This window comes from Pseudomonas sp. WMBT8, assembly GCF_050916005.1.
GTDB lineage: Bacteria > Pseudomonadota > Gammaproteobacteria > Pseudomonadales > Pseudomonadaceae > Aquipseudomonas.
The window spans coordinates 2,765,761-2,781,099 of the sequence record NZ_CP188096.1 but is presented as its reverse complement, the minus strand read 5'-3'; the positions used below and the strand labels follow the sequence as shown (position 1 = coordinate 2,781,099).

General features: G+C 62.0%; 12 protein-coding genes. 8 read left to right on the top strand and 4 right to left on the bottom strand.

From position 1 onward, the window contains the following. Positions 1–93: 93 nt before the first annotated feature. From ACO77H_RS13070 to ACO77H_RS13060, 3 genes are all read right to left on the bottom strand, one after another. Positions 94–747, bottom strand: coding sequence for a hydrolase (locus ACO77H_RS13070; protein WP_170041565.1), 654 nt, complete (start codon positions 745–747; stop codon positions 94–96). A gap of 66 nt (positions 748–813) precedes the next feature. Then, complete coding sequence (ycaC, locus tag ACO77H_RS13065) at positions 814–1,440, bottom strand: isochorismate family cysteine hydrolase YcaC (RefSeq protein ID WP_032861405.1); 627 nt, start codon at positions 1,438–1,440, stop codon at positions 814–816. Positions 1,441–1,504: 64 nt separating this feature from the next. Continuing rightward, positions 1,505–2,194 (bottom strand): isochorismatase family protein, encoded by a 690-nt coding sequence (locus ACO77H_RS13060; protein WP_432755645.1) that lies wholly within the window; start codon positions 2,192–2,194, stop codon positions 1,505–1,507. Positions 2,195–2,626: 432 nt separating this feature from the next. On the opposite strand from ACO77H_RS13060, the gene ACO77H_RS13055 reads away from it, so the two are divergent. The 6 genes from ACO77H_RS13055 (at position 2,627) to ACO77H_RS13030 (ending at position 9,173) form a co-directional block, all read left to right on the top strand. Further along, complete coding sequence (locus ACO77H_RS13055; RefSeq protein ID WP_432755644.1) at positions 2,627–3,538, top strand: LysR substrate-binding domain-containing protein; 912 nt, start codon at positions 2,627–2,629, stop codon at positions 3,536–3,538. A 340-nt stretch (positions 3,539–3,878) separates the two neighbouring features. Next, entirely contained in the window at positions 3,879–4,553 is a 675-nt protein-coding gene (locus ACO77H_RS13050; RefSeq protein WP_432755643.1) for a class I SAM-dependent DNA methyltransferase, read from the top strand. A gap of 13 nt (positions 4,554–4,566) precedes the next feature. Further along, on the top strand, positions 4,567–5,496 hold the full coding sequence (locus ACO77H_RS13045) for an isopenicillin N synthase family dioxygenase (RefSeq protein WP_432755642.1): 930 nt from the start codon (positions 4,567–4,569) through the stop codon (positions 5,494–5,496). Positions 5,497–5,519: 23 nt separating this feature from the next. Beyond that, positions 5,520–6,890 carry an NAD(P)-dependent oxidoreductase gene (locus ACO77H_RS13040; RefSeq protein WP_169955270.1) on the top strand — a complete coding sequence of 457 codons (1,371 nt, stop codon included), beginning with the start codon at positions 5,520–5,522 and terminating at the stop codon, positions 6,888–6,890. Next, positions 6,887–7,990, top strand: coding sequence for a mandelate racemase/muconate lactonizing enzyme family protein (locus tag ACO77H_RS13035; RefSeq protein ID WP_170058041.1), 1,104 nt, complete (start codon positions 6,887–6,889; stop codon positions 7,988–7,990). Before ACO77H_RS13040 ends, ACO77H_RS13035 begins: the two co-directional genes overlap by 4 nt. Before the next feature lie 40 nt (positions 7,991–8,030). Then, positions 8,031–9,173 carry an aromatic ring-hydroxylating oxygenase subunit alpha gene (locus tag ACO77H_RS13030; protein WP_432755641.1) on the top strand — a complete coding sequence of 381 codons (1,143 nt, stop codon included), beginning with the start codon at positions 8,031–8,033 and terminating at the stop codon, positions 9,171–9,173. A gap of 92 nt (positions 9,174–9,265) precedes the next feature. Here ACO77H_RS13030 and ACO77H_RS13025 read toward each other — a convergent pair whose 3' ends face one another. Next, complete coding sequence (locus ACO77H_RS13025) at positions 9,266–10,171, bottom strand: LysR substrate-binding domain-containing protein (RefSeq protein ID WP_169955273.1); 906 nt, start codon at positions 10,169–10,171, stop codon at positions 9,266–9,268. Between the two features lie 91 nt (positions 10,172–10,262). Between ACO77H_RS13025 and ACO77H_RS13020 the strand changes: the two genes are divergently transcribed. Both ACO77H_RS13020 and ACO77H_RS13015 read left to right on the top strand, forming a co-directional pair. After that, positions 10,263–11,198, top strand: coding sequence for a DMT family transporter (locus tag ACO77H_RS13020; protein WP_172314818.1), 936 nt, complete (start codon positions 10,263–10,265; stop codon positions 11,196–11,198). A gap of 37 nt (positions 11,199–11,235) precedes the next feature. Next, positions 11,236–15,339, top strand: coding sequence for an SDR family oxidoreductase (locus ACO77H_RS13015; RefSeq protein ID WP_432755640.1), 4,104 nt, complete (start codon positions 11,236–11,238; stop codon positions 15,337–15,339).

Sequence of the window (15,339 nt, the reverse complement as noted above, 5' to 3'; positions counted from 1 at the left end):
AAGACTGATAAAGCTCTGCGTGCAATTCGATGCGGCGCAGGATTTGCGCAGCGCGCGGCTCCTGCACAACACGCCACTCGACATTAACTCTTTCTATCGAGTGCCTTCTTTCAGGCCCAACAGTTGCCACTCCCAGCGCAACCCTTGACCAAAGGCACCGCCCAGCTCAGCAAAGAGCTTGGCCACCTCACCTGCCGTTTCTTCATGGGACCAGTCGCGTTGCAACTCACTGATGTAGACCGCCGCCGTCAGCGGCCGGGCACCGGCTTGTACCATGCGTTGTACACCCCGCTCATGGCCTTCGGTGCTGCCCCCGCCCGCGGCATCGGTGACGATATACACCTCATACCCCGCCGCCAGTGTGCTCAACACCGCGAAGCTCAGGCAGACCTCAGTCCACAAGCCCGCAATCACCAGCTTTTTCTTGCCGGTGTCCTCGACCCACTTGCGCACCCGCGGGTCATCCCAAGAGTTGAGGCCAGTACGGTCGATCGGTTGCTGTTCGGGAAACACCGCCTGCAGCTCCTGGAAAATCTCCTGGCGCTCGGCGTAGGCCGTGGTCAATAGCGTGGGAACATTGAAGATCTTCGCGCCCTTGGCCAACAAGGTGGTATTGGTGACGACCGTATCCGCCGAGTGAGAACGCACTGCCAACAGCTGAAGGTACTGATGGTCAATCAACAGCAATGCGTGATTGTCAGCGTTCAATAGCGGGTCATTGGCTGGAATTTGGTGGTGTTTTTGCATCTGGACGCTCCTCGTCTCGGGCTGAAGTGGAGGCCGCCTCTCGCAGCGCAGCCCCCACGCCTGGGCTTACTTGCCCTCGGTCAACGCGTTGTAGCTGGTGAACAGGTTGCGATAGTCCGGGATGTGGTTGGAGAACAAGGTCCCCAGGCCTTCGATATCGTTGCGCCAGTCGCGGTGCAGCTCGCACGCCAGGCCGAACCAGGTCATCAGTTGGGCGCCGTTGGCGGTCATGCGGGCCCAGGCCGATTGCTGGGTCAGTTCGTTGAAAGTGCCGGAGGCATCGGTCACCACAAACACGTCATAGCCTTCGGCCAGGGCCGACAGTGCCGGGAACGCCACGCACACCTCGGTCACCACGCCAGCGATGATCAGTTGCTTCTTGCCGGTGGCCTTGATGGCCTTGACGAAGTCTTCGTTGTCCCAGGCGTTGATCTGCCCAGGGCGGGCAATGTACGGCGCGTCCGGGAACAGGGCCTTGAGCTCGGGCACCAGCGGGCCGTTGGGGCCGGTTTCGAAGCTGGTGGTGAGGATGGTCGGCAGCTTGAAGTATTTGGCCAGGTCAGCCAGGGCCAGGACGTTGTTCTTGAACTTGTCGGGCTCGATATCGCGGACCAGTGACAGCAAGCCAGCCTGGTGGTCAACCAGCAGGACAGCTGCGTTGTCTTTGTCCAGGCGAACGTAAGGTTTAGACATCATGATGCTCCTGATAAAAAAGGTGCTTGCCCAAATGGACCGCACCGGGGAAGGTCAGCCGTATTTACTTGCGCTGGGAGTCTAGCTCTTCGTGATTGTTTGCCACTTCCTGGGCCTTGATGTAGCTCTCGATCAGCAGCTGGTAGTGCGGCATGGCCTGGGTGTAGACGTTCGCCCACTCCTGGGCATCCGGACGGTTCCACGAGCCTTGCAGTTCCGACAGGGTGCCCATGATGTCGATCGGCACCACGCCGGCCTGGGCCAGGCGCGCGACGGTCAGGTCGGTGGCCAGTTTCGAGTGGTTGCCCGACGCGTCGACTACGGCGAACACCTTGTAGCCTTCATGCACCGCCGCGATGGACGGAAACGCCAGGCACACGCTGGTCAGGGTGCCGGCAATCACCAGGGTCTTCTTGCCGGTGGCCTTGACCGCCGCGTGGAACTCGGGGTTATCCCAGGCATTGATCTCGCCGCGCCGGGCCACGTACTGGGCATGGGGCGCCGCCTCGTGGATCTCCGGGATCAACGGGCCGTTCGGCCCCTGGGGCACTGAAGCGGTGGTGATGACCGGGATTTTCAGCAGAGTCGCGGCCTTGGCCAAGGCAATGGCATTGGCGCGCAATTGAGGAACATCAATGTCCTTGACGATCTGGAACAGGCCACTCTGGTGGTCGATCAGCAACATGGCGGTGTCGGTGGGGTCAATCGTCGGCTTCTGACCATTAAAGTTTGCAGCGTTACTTGAAGCGCTCATTTGCATTTCCTCTTGCGTGGATGAACCTCCCTGGCATTACTGCCTGCCAAATGCCCGGCAGGCTCTGCACGTCCTGTGCAGATATGAATGGGTTACGACTCGCCTGGTTAGTTCGCTTTCGGACCTCAGGCCTCGAAGCGCCTGGCAACAGCTGACAATTCCAACAATGGAACGCCTGCGCACAGCAATTTTTGTTAGCGCAAGGCGATCATTTTTTGCATTCCTGCAGATCTACCCCCAACGGAGCCAACGCTCATGGACCACCCGAGCCAGTCCAGCCCACCGAGTGCCAGCCCATATGCCCCCTACCGCTACCGTCATTCACTGCGCGTGTGTGGCCTGAAACAAACAGCGGCTCCACCTTAGTCATCACTCTAGGTGTTCGGTAGTGGTTGAATTAGACTTCACCATCTCAAAATTGGAACGATGCACATGTTCGACCTGAATGAACTCTTCCTCTACGCCAAGGTGGTGGAGCATGGTGGCTTCGCGGCGGCCGGTCGGGCACTCAACATGCCCAAGTCGACCTTGAGCCGCCGGGTCAGCCAGTTGGAGGCGCGGCTGGGGGCACGCCTGATACAGCGCTCGACCCGGCAGTTCCAGGTCACCGACATTGGCCTGGCCTATTACCGCCACTGCGTGGCGATGACCGCCGAGGCGGAGTCGGCCGAGGACCTGATCGCCTTCAACAAGGCCGAGCCGCGTGGGGTGATTCGCCTGAGTTGCACCACCGCCCTGCTCAATTACTGGGTGGCGCCGATGCTGGGCCAGTTCATGGCGCAGTGCCCCAGCGTCGAGCTCAACGTGAAGAGTTTCAACCGTAAGGTCGATGTGATCAGCGAGGGCTATGACATTGCGCTGAACCTGTGCTTCCCACCGTTGGAAAGCAGCGACCTGGTGATGAAGCTGCTCGCCAGGAGCACCCAGGTGCTGGTAGCGAGCCCGGGGTTTTTACAGGAGCATCCACGGCCCCTGGTCCCTGCCGATTTGTCAGGACTGCCGACCATCTGCTGGGGCAACCCGACAGCGCAGTACGTCTGGGGCCTGACCGGGCCAGCAGGCGAGACGGCCGAGATCTGCCACGCACCACGGCTGATCAGCGATGACATGCCCACCCTGAAAAGCGCGGTGCTCCAGGGCGTGGGTGTCGCCAACCTGCCGCTGGCGGTGGTCGAGGATGAGATCAGACACGGGCGCCTGATCAGCCTGCTCCCCGATTGGCACCCCACCGAAGGCGTGATCACCGCCGTCTTCCCTTCAAGGAGGGGGCTGTTGCCGTCGGTGCGCACGTTGATCGACTTTCTGGCGCAGGCGTTTGCCGCGCAGCAACAGCAGCACAGCTGAGGCCGCGCCCAAGGTGACGAAGTGTGACCGCGACCACCAACCGTGTTTCCAGGCCCCCTGCTCGGCCCACATCCTGCGTACCTCCCACGGCGTGAAAAGCACTGCACCCCGGGCAACCTCCCTTGATCGCCCCCGGCGTCTGTGACTGGACGCCAGTGGGGGGAATTACATCAGCGCAATAAACGTTATGTATAACGACCAGTTAACCATGTCGCGCATTCTGTAGGATAAGTCGTCTATCCCCCGCTTTACACCATCGTAGTTACCGAACAAGAATGAACACCCCACGCAGTACCATTAACTAATTCAACCAGAAAAACATTTTTCCGGAGAATACAGAATGGCCAGCGAAAACTATGCAAGCAATGGCGTCGCAACTGCCCCATTAACTTCCGTGAATCAGGCACTCAACTTTGGTCGTGACTATTCGCGTCTAAAGAACTACTACGAGACCTGGTCAGCCGATTATGACAATGATGTCTCTGAAGAAAATTACTGCGGCCCCAGCATGCTCGCAGATCTCTTCGACTCATTGCGCCGAGCCCCGCGGGAGCGCCAGTCGCTGCGTATCATGGATGCCTGCTGCGGCACTGGCCTGGTGGGTAAAGAGCTGATGCTACGGGGGTTTGCGCCGGTAGACGGGTGTGACCTGTCGCCGGCCATGACCCACCTGGCGCACAAGACCCAGGCCTACGCCAGACTGTATGGCGGGGTGGACCTTACGGAATACAATCCATTGATTGCAGATAACCAGTATGACGCGACCTTTTGTTGCGGTGCGTTTATCCAGGGCCACTTACCCATCGAGGCGATCCATGAACTTATGCGCATTACCACTCAGGGTGGAGTGATTCTGTTCAGTACTCGCTGTAGTTTTTATCAAGACGAACACTTTGACAAATTCCTGGACAAGTTAACCGCCTCTGCACAACTTTGTGCACTGCCCTCCTTTATGAACGCTGCTTACTTAAACGACGTGCAAGCCCACTACTTGGCGTTCGCCGTCAACAAATAATCAGGAGTCGAACATGGATGTGCTCAAAAGTATCTCCCTTGAGCGCCTTGCATCGACCCAAGCAGATTATGAAGTCAGCCGTTTGCGCGATTGTTGCGTCAATGATGGATTCTTCTACCTGGCCGATCATGGTATCCGGCTCTCGTTGATAGAGGATGCCTTGGCCACGGCGCGCCAGTTCTTTGCGCTGCCACTGTCGATCAAAAAGCAGTTTGGCCAGGACCGCCAAGTAGTCAGCCCCAAGACGTGCCGTGGGTATGTCGATACGTTTGGCGAGACCCTGCATGCGCCCACCGGCCCCGACCGCAAGCAGCATTTCGACATGGGCCGGGAAGCACCGGCCTGCGACTTGCCTTTTACCGGGCCGAACCTGCTGCCCAGCGACGACCAGGCGCCCGGATTTGCCATGGCCATGCTGGCTCTGCAACACGAAGTAATGAGCCGCGTAGTGCCCGCGCTATTGCGCGGCCTGGCCCGGTCCCTGGGGCTGGATGGCGAATTTTTCCAGGGCTTTTTTTCCGACCCGGTGTTGATCCAGCGCGCCCTGTATTACCCGCCGTCGGGCAGCGGCGCGGGCAAGCACACCGATAACGGCATGTTTACCTTGCTGTTCCAGGACCCGCGAGATGCCTGCGCCCTCAGTGCGTTTTCCCAGGGGCGCTGGATCGACGTGCCGTGCCGCAAACACGAGGTGGTGGTCAATCTCGGCGATATGTTGATGAAGTGGAGCAACGGCCTGTTCATCAGTACACCGCACCAGGTCATCCACCGCGCCAGCACCGCCAGAGTGTCGTTGCCGTTTTTTGTGTACCCGAACATCGATGCGGTGTTCACGCCCCTGGGCGGCGACGCAACGGTCGCCTGCCAACAGGTGATGCTCGACAACTTTAATTCCATCTGGGTGTCCGGCCAGGGTGCCGGCAGGGCGCGCGAGTTCGCTTGAAGCAGCCCCACAGGAGAAGCGATATGGACAGCGCAACGCCAAGCAAAATCGCCTTCATCGGCGTCGGAAATATGGGCCGCCCCCTGGTGGAGCGCCTGCTGCACGCCGGCTACGCCGTGCAGGTGTATGACATCGACGCGGCACACGCACGCTCGGTGATCGCCGCCGGTGCCTGCTGGAAGGCCACCCCGGCACTGTGCGCCAGTGGCTGTGAGGTGGTCGTGACCTGCCTGCCTCTGCCCCATCATGTACTGGAAAACATGACCGGGCCGCACGGCGCGCTGGCCGGGATGGCGGCGCATTCGGTGTGGATCGACACCTCCACCACCGACTACCACAACACCCGCTACATCGCCGGGCTGGCCCGGCAAAAATCCATCTACAGCCTGGAAGCCCCGGTCAGCAACCTGTCGCACATGGGGGTGGATTTCGCCAACGTGTGCTTTTACATCGGGGGCGATGAGCGCGGTTATCAATTGAGCCGCAACGTGTTGGAGACCATGGGCCGCAAGGCGTTTTACGTGGGCGAGATCGGCGCCGGGCAGTCCGTCAAGCTGCTGACCAACCTGCTGTTCTACGCTGCGACCGCCGTGTGGGCCGAGTTACTGGTATTGGCCAGGGCCCATGAGATCCCGCTGCATTGGCTGTGGGATTTCGTCAAGACCTCCCGTGGCAACTGCTTTGTCAGCAACCAGTTGACTCCCTTTATGCTCGACGCCAGCTATGACCATTCCTGCACCCTGGAGATCACGGTCAAGGACATGAACCTCACCGAGGCGCTGGCCGATGAGCTGGGAGTGGCGATGCCGTTGGGGCGCATCGTCGCTGAGCGTTATCGACAGGCAGGCGCACAGTTCGACAGCCAGGACAATCACGTCAAGATCGCCGCCTTGAGCGAACAGGAAAATCGCATTGCCCTTGCCCTGCCGGGCTTCCAGGCGCCCTCGCCCTACGGAGCCAATCGCGCCTACCGCCATAGCGGCGCCTTTACCGAGGATGCCTTCGGTCGCATCACCCCCACCCTGCCGCACGCGTTCCATTGCGGCATCACCTTTACCGACAATCAGAAGATCAAGCTGGCGGCGCACCTGGTGGAGTTTCTCGCTTGCATCAACCGGGTCATCCTTGGCGAAGCGGCTGAGATCGGCAGCGCCATGGGCCTGTCACCGACGCTGATCACCCAGGTGGTCAACTGGAGCTGTGGCCCCAGCTGGGTGGCCGAACACCTGGACAGCTACGAGCCGTGTTTCGACAGCATCGCGGTGGTCGAGCAAAAACGCCACGCGCTGCAACTGAGCGTGATCAACCGGATCTTCCAACAATCGATCCTGGATGCGGCCATCCCACGCCGGATACCGGGCCTGGCCCTCGCCGAGGGGGTATGTGCGCCATGAAAATAACGTCGATCAAGGTCTATCAGTTCGATGTGCCGCTCAAGGAAAAATACAGCCTCAGCGGCGGGCGCCTGCACTATGCCGCGCTGGACTCCACCGTGGTGGTGATCGGCACCGACAGCGGCTTGCAGGGGGTGGGAGAAAGCTGCCCATGGGGCGCCACCTACCTGCCGGCCTATGCCAAAGGCGTACGGGCGGGGATCGCGGAACTGGCGCCGCACCTGCTGGGGGAGAACCCGCTGTACCTGGAGCAGATCAACGAGCGCATGGACGTCATGCTGCCCGGGCACCCCTATGTAAAAGCGGCCATTGACCTGGCCTGCTGGGACATTCTGGGCAAGCACTGCCAGTTGCCGGTGTATGCCTTGCTGGGAGGCAAATTCCAGGCCTCGATTGCCTTGCAGAGCAGCATCCCCACAGGTGATCCCGAGCACATGGCAACGCACCTGCAAGCCGCCCGCCAGCAGGGTTATCGTACCCATTCGTGCAAGGTGGGTACCGGTGTCGTGGAGGATGTCGCGCGGATCAACAGCCTGATCGAGCAACGCCTGCCGGGCGAGGTGATCACCTTCGATGTCAATCGCGCCTGGACGGTGGCCGATGCCGTCGCGGTGATGAACAGCGTGCAGGATCCCACGGTGTGTTTCGAACAGCCCTGTGAGTCCATGGACCAATGCCGCGCCGTGCGCGAGCTGACCCGCAACCCGATCATCCTGGATGAGTCCATCGTGACCCTGGCCGACCTGGTGTACGCCCAGCGCCATAACATCACCCAGGTCATCGGGCTGAAAATCGCCCGGGTCGGCGGCTTGACCAAGGCCCGGCAACTGCGCGACTTCTGCCTCCATCACGGGATCCAGATGAACATCGAGGACGTCGGCGGCACGCTGGTGTCCGACAGCGCCGTCATGCACCTGGCCACCGCGACGCCGGCGCGTTTTCATCGTGCGAGCTGGAACTGTTGCCGCCACCACGATGTGCAACTGGCCACGGGCGGGTTCGATATTCGCCAGGGCCGCGCCTATGTGCAGGACAGGCCGGGGCTGGGGCTTGACCTTGACCCCCGGTGTTTCGAATCGGCGCTCGCCCAGTACAGCTGAGCCCCCCACCCCTTTATCCCCGTTGATCCATGGAGGTTCCATGTCCAGCGCCCCATCGTCCCCGCACCTGGCTCGAGGCTTTGCCGCCGACCCCTTTGCATCCTTCACCTTGCCCAGCGAACACTATGTGGACAGCGGGCTGTTCGAGCAGGAAATGCAGCTGATTTTCTGCAAGACCTGGCAGTACGTATGCCACGTGTCAGCCCTGGCCCAGGTCGGCGACTATTACGTACGCGACCTGGGCCGCCAGAGTGCCCTGGTGGTCAAGGACCAGGATGGCGCCTTCAAGGCCTTCCACAATGTGTGCCAGCACCGTGCACATCGGCTCGTGGAGGGCCGCGGGCATGTGCCCGGGCTGCTGACCTGCCCTTACCATGCCTGGGCCTACAACACCCAGGGCCAACTGATCAGTGCGCGCAAGTCCGAACACGTCAAGAACTTCAGCACCGCGCAGGTGCAACTCGCACCCGTCCGCCTTGAGGTATTTTGCGGGTTTATCTTTATCAACTTCGACAGCCACTGCGCCTCCATGCAAACCCTGCTGCCCGGCCTGGAGGACTCCATCCGCGCGTTCGCCCCCGCACCGGAACGCTTGGTCCATGCCTACTCCAAGGACTACAGCGTGCAGTCGAACTGGAAGGTTTCGGTGGAGAACTATTCGGAGTGTTATCACTGCCCGATGTGCCACCCGACGCTGTCCATGGCCACCCTGGACCTGAAGAGCTACCACTTGGCGATCCATGAGCATTACCACGCCCATGTCAGCCACGACAGCGGTGAGAACCAGGGATATACGATGAAGCAGACCTCAGCCCAGTCCCGCCAGTTTGGCGCCTGGTACCTATGGCCGAATTTTTGCCTGGAGGTTTACCCAGGAGGCTATATGAATGTGCTGCATCACATCCCGCTCGCGGTGGATCACACCGTGCAGGTGGTCGAATGGTTCTGCGAGGCGGCCACCCCCACGCGCGAAGAACAGGAAGTCATCGACTTTGTGGCGGTGATTCGTGAAGAAGATGTGCCGCTGTGCGCCAGCGTGCAGCGCGGCTTGAGCAGTGATGGCTACCAGCAGGGGCGCTTTATCGTCGACCCAGGCCTGGGCGCCAACAGCGAACACGCCGTGCATGACATCCAGAAAAAAACCCTGGCAGCCCTCGGCCTGCTGCTCGCCGAAGATCGCTAAGCCCCGTGTAGGCCGATGCCCCCTGACTGAGCCGGCTTGCCGGTTCAGCCAGGGCACAAACGCTCCCCCCATGTGCTGGGCAGCGCTTAGCCTCAGTCGGCGAACGACGACTTCAACCATTCCAGCAACTGCCGGGCTGCCGGGCCCAGGTTGGCGTCTCGCCACTTGTAGACGCTCAGGGCTTGCGGCAAGTGGGTCGATTGCGCAAAGGGCCGCACCAGCTCACCGCTGGCCAGCATTCTTTCAGTGGTCCTGCGCCACCCCAGGGCAAAACCGAAGCCCGCGACGCAGGCCTGCATCATCACCGGATAGCTGTCGAAGAACTTGCCCTTGGGGTCGCCCAGCTTGATGCCGTACTCCAGCAACCAATCGTTCCAGGTGCTCCAGTCCTGCGGCACCGCGACATGGTGCAGCAGCGGCAGGTTGGCCAGGTCTGCCAGGGCCAGCGATGTACTGCCAAAGGACGCGAGATAACGGGGGCTGCACACCGGGTAGATTTCGTCGCTCAAGGTAAACAACCGCGTGTGGTCACCAGATGCCCGGCCCGAGGTCTGGATGGCGATATCAAATTTATCCGCGGTTTCGGTAATGGGCTGGGTCGATGCGTTAAGCCGCACCTCGATCTCGGGGTGCTTGTTGTGCAACGCGGGAATATTGGGAGTCAGCCAATAAAAGGCTTCGCACAGTTGCGCTACCAGCACCACTTCGCTGTTGTCCCGGCCTTTTTTCAGGTCTTCGGCTTGCGACGCAATGCCCAGGAAGGCGGTGCGCACGGTATCGCGAAATTCGACCCCCGCCGCCGTGAGGAACACCGCGCGGTTTCTACGGGTAAACAAAGCAACACCGAGAAATTCTTCGAGGGCACGGACCTGTTTGCTGATGGCTGCCTGGGTCAGGTGCAACTCTTCTGAGGCTTTGGAAAAGCTCTCAAGTCGCGCCGCCGCTTCAAAAGGCACAAGGCTGGACAGTGGAGGCAGTGAGCGTTTGAAATTATCCATAATTTTCAGTCCTTCTGCGTAACCATAAGTCACTTTAAATACAACCAGTGCTCACCCAGAATCCTTACTGCAGGCCAATCAAGGAAAACTCATGTCTGGAAGCACTACGATAACCGCCACCGATAACCGACAAAGCATTCTTATCGTGGTGGGTTCGGTATTTTTGCTGTCGGTGTCAGACGCCATCATCAAGGCGACCAGTCCCGATACGTCAATGTGGCAATTGTATGTGATCCGCTCCGTCCTGGCCTGCGCCATTCTGCTGGCGTTAGTGGTGCACATGCGCGGCGCCGCGCAGTTGCGCCCACTGTCCCCGCTGTGGGTGGTGATAAGAAGCCTGCTGCTGTCGTTGATGTGGATCGCCTTTTACGGCGCCCTGCCCTTTATCAGCCTGACCATCGCTGCCCTGGCAATCTACACCACGCCCCTGTTCATTGCGTTGTTCGCGGCCCTTTCATTGAAGGAAGACGTGACCCTGCGCAAATGGCTGGCGATCGGCCTGGGGTTTGTCGGGGTCTTGATCACCCTGGCGCCGAGCACCGAAGAATTCAATACCTATGCCCTGCTGCCGGTACTCGCCGCCATCCTGTACGCCCTCGCCGTGGTGGTGACCAAGGGCAAATGTGCCGATGAGGACCCCATGCTGCTGGCACTGGCCATGAATGCCGCGCTGCTGGTGATCGGTGTGCTCGGCAGCCTGGTGGTGATGCAGACCGGCCCGCATTTCCCGAGCAATGAAGGTTGGCGCTTCCTGATCGGCGGCTGGTCGACCATGGGCCAGGCCGACTGGTGGATCATGATCGTATTGGCGGTGTTGATGGTGCTGGTCAGCATCGGGATCGCCAAGGCCTATCAAATTGGCGAGACCTCGATCATCGGCGCGTTTGACTACACCTACCTGATTTTCGCCATCGCCTGGGGCGCCCTGCTGTTCAACGAAATGCTCAACGGCCGAACCGCCACCGGCCTGGTCCTCATTCTGCTCTCGGGTTTCCTTGCGCTGAAAAAACCCGCTGGCGAGCTGTAGATACCTCACGTGCACAGGCCCTGCCCAGGAGCTGTTTATGCTGACGTCATCTCATCTGCCCAATGTGATTGTGTGGGCCGTTTCCAGGAGCCGCTCAACCGCCTTCGAGCGCGCCGTGATGCAACACCCGGGCGTGAAGGTGCTGCATGAACAACTGTCGGAGCCGTTCCTGGCCCGACACTTCCCGGCAAAGCATGCGCTGATCGAGCGCAACCGCCAGGCCGCGCAAGGCCCTGCGGGCATCACCCACTACAGCCAGGCGCTGGCCCTGCTGAGCCAACGTCCGGCCGAACCCCAGCACCTGCAATGTGCCAAGGAGATCGCCTATTTCTTCGACTTCCAGGCCATCGATGGCGCCTGGTTGACCGCATTCAAGCATGTGTTCCTGGTGCGCCAGCCGCTGGCGGTCATGCAGTCGCTGTATCGCGTCAGCCAGGGCGGCGGCACCACCTATTTCGATGCCGACGAGTCGGGTTTCGATGAACTGGCACGCATTCATGGCCTGGTGCTGGAGCATTGCCCCAGCGATCACGTGCTGTACCTGGACAGTGACGCCGACTTGATGGCAGACCCCCAGGGCACCCTGCTGCGCTTCTGCGATTTTGCCGGCATCGAGTATTCCCCAAGGCTGTTGGCGTGGCAGCCGGAACAGGTCGCGCAATGGCAGTTTTTCAAGGGCTGGCATGATGACGCCGAGCGCTCGTGCGGGTTCGCCCAGGTGACGCACCCGGCCATGGATTTCCCACCTATCGTCGAACAGACGGCCCGGGACAAGCAGGTGACTTATCGGTTTTTCCAGCTGTGCGCCACCTGGCAACGCCAGGCTGATACAGCCGATCACCTCAAGTGCCTGCATGAACCCGCCACCACGCGGCTCCAGGTGCTGTTACTGGCCCACACCGACGAGCAGTGCCAGCGCGCCCTGCAACTGGCGGCGCATTTGCCCGACGACTATGCCCTTTGGCTGCTGGACAGCGCCAGCCACACCCTGAGCGACCAGACCCTGCGTGAACTGGCGCTGTTGCAGGACGGGCCGCTGGTGCTGCTGACGGCCAACGAGCACTTGACCTATTGCTCGCCCGAGCAGGCGCGCCAGCGGTTCCTGTGCCTGGTGGCCCCGGATACGGCCTCGGCCAGGGCCCTTGGCCTGCCACTGATTACCCTTGAGCCAAACACCCCTGCTGCACAGGGGCCGCGAATCAGTGCTCAGTTGGCCACCCTTGCGCGCAACGCAAGCCTGCACAGCCGCGCACGCCAAATCGCCAGCAACCGCTACGCCAGCGCGGCCATCGCACCGGGCCTGTCGTGGCAGCAACATTTCTTGCGCCTGCTGGAGCAGGCTCCCGAAAGCCTGGTCGCGATGACGACCCACAGGCAGCTAAATGCGCGGCAGCTACACGCCCATGCCGTGACGCTGGCCGAGCGCCTGTCGAGCCAGTGTGCCCACGGCGGCTGGGTGGCGATCCGCCTGGACAAGGACCTGCGCAGCCTGATCAGCATGACCGCGTGCAGCCTGCTGGGCTGGCCCTACCTCGACATCCCCCATTGGTACGGGCTGGAGGCCACTGCCAAGGCCCTGGCCAATCTGCGGCCGGTGGTGGTGATCGGCGACAGCAGCAGCCTCAATGACCTGCCGCCCGGCTACCCCAGCCTGGTGTTCGATGAACTGCCCGCCACGCCCGCCCGGCCCGCCACCTTGCCCCACCGGGTACCGGGGACAAATGACCTGGCCTACGGCCTGCTCACGTCCGGCACCACCGGCACGGCGAAGATCGTCACCATCGGCGAGCACGGCCGCCTGGACTCCCTGGCGTTGTGGCAACAGCACATCCGCCCGGGTGATCGGGTGGGCCTCAACGCCTGGATGGCCGGGTATGTGTATTACCCGATTTTCAGCGGCGCCACCGTGTGCCTGATTCCCGACGCCATGGTGCTCGACCCCCAGGCCCTGCGGGCATTCGTCGAGCATGGCCAGCTCAGCCAATTGATGATCACCCCCAGCCTGGCCGCAGGCCTGATGCACGATGAGCCCGCGTTCAAACAGGCCTTTGCCGGCGTGCGGTGCCTGTGGCTGAGCGGCGAACAACTGCCGCCGTCCACGCGGCAGAACCTGGTGCGCTGCCTGCCCAATTGCCGGGTGATCGACCTGTATGGCTCCAATGAAGCGGGCGACGTCGCGTTAGTCGCCCTCGACGGCCATCTGCAATGGACCCCTGGCACCCAGGCCTACGTGCTCGACCCGGCCCTCGATTGCACCCCACTGGGTGGCCACGGCGAACTGTACGTGCAGACCCCGGGGCTCAGCGTCGGCTACCTGGAGGACGATGCGGCCAACCGCAGCGCATTCGTGGCCAACCCACTGGCCCAGGAGTGCCCAGCGCTGGCCCCGCGGCTGCTGCGCACCGGCGACAGGGTCCGCCTGGACGAGGCCGGCGAGGTCTACCTGATCGGGCGCGCGACCACCCACCTCAAGGTGCGCGGCTTCAAGATCTTCAGCGCCGACGTCGAGCGCGTGTTGATGGCCCATCCCGAGGTGCGCAGCGCCCTGGTCACCACCCGTGGCGAAGGCCCGGACTTGCAGCTGGTAGCGTTTATCTGCGCCGTGGACTCCGGCAAGCCCCCCACTGCCGGCGCCCTGCGCCAGTGGGCGGGCCAGCACCTACCCGCCTTCAGCGTGCCGCTGGGGTATTTTTTGGCCGCCTCGATTCCGGCAGGTGCCAGCCAGAAGCGCCTGGGCGCCCAGGCCCTGCTGCAACAGCCACTGACACCGCTGGCCGACGAGCAACCGCCGTTGACGCCGCTGCAAACCCGCCTGGCCCGGTTATGGGCGCGCTGCATGAACCTGCAAGGCGTCACCCTGGGGCCGGACAGCGACTTTATCGAGATTGGCGGCAGCCTGTTGCTGCTGGACTTGATCAATCGCATCAACCGCGCGTTCGACACCGACCTGACGATTGCCGACATCACCCGTGACTCGACATTGGCCGGGATCAGCCGGCAGTTGGCCCATCGGCTGCAAGGCGCGCCGCTTTTGGAAGTGGCCTTTTCGGTCGCGGCACACGCCAAGCGTTATCTGGCGCACTTGAACACGGCCGTGGCGAACCTGCCCCAGGTGCCACCCCGCCTGGCCCGACGCACGCTGCTGGTCACCGGCGCCACCGGGTATCTGGGGCGCAGGGTGGTTGCCGAGCTGCAACACAGCGCCGGGGTGCAGACGGTGTTGTGCCTGGTGCGCGCCGATGATCCGGCCCAGGCCCAGCGGCGCATCGCCGAACTGGGCCTGACACCTGGCAGCGCACGAGTCGTGGGCCTGGCCGGGGACCTGGCGCAACCACGGTTGGGCATGTCGAGCGCGGCCTATCAAAGCCTGTGCCAGGAGGTGGACTGCATCATTCACTGCGCCGCCGACGTCAACTGGCTAAAAAGTTATGAACGCCTGGCCCAGACCAACGTCGGTGGCGTAGTCGAGGTATTGGGCCTGGCCGCCGCCAGCGGTGCGGCCGTGGTGTTCGCCTCGACCCTGCCAGAGCCGGTCCCCTCCACCGGCTATAACCGCGCCAAGCTGGTGGCCGAACAACTCGCGCTGGGTTTTTGCCAAAGCCGTGGGCTGTGCCTGAACATCCTGCGCTGCGGTGACATCAGCGCCCCCGCCAACCCGGGCAGTGGTTCATCGATCAACCAGGAAGACTATGTGGGGCTGCTGATTCGCAGCTGCCTGGCGCTCAAGGCCTGGCCTGACGAAGCCCATTGGTCGCTGAACCTGACCCCCGTGGACTATGTCGCACAGGTGTTCACCCACACCGCCCTCCACGGCCAGGCCCTGGGTTTGCCGCCGCTCCAGCACCTGTACAACCCCGCACCGAACCTGCCCTGGACGCAGCTATGCGCCTGGATGCAAACGCTGCTGGGCCACGCGCAGTTCGCGCCCCTACCCCTGGCGCAATGGCAAGCCCGACTCAAGGCGCAGGCCCCGGGCCAGGCCGTGCTGCAACGCACGCTGCTGATCCTGGCAATGATCATCGACGACTTCAGCCACTTCCACCCGCCACCGCCGCTGCTGCTCGATCACCTCAAGTGCCCGGCAATCGACGCCGAATGGACCCAGCACTATCTCGCGGCCTTAACCCTTACACAGGAGTGA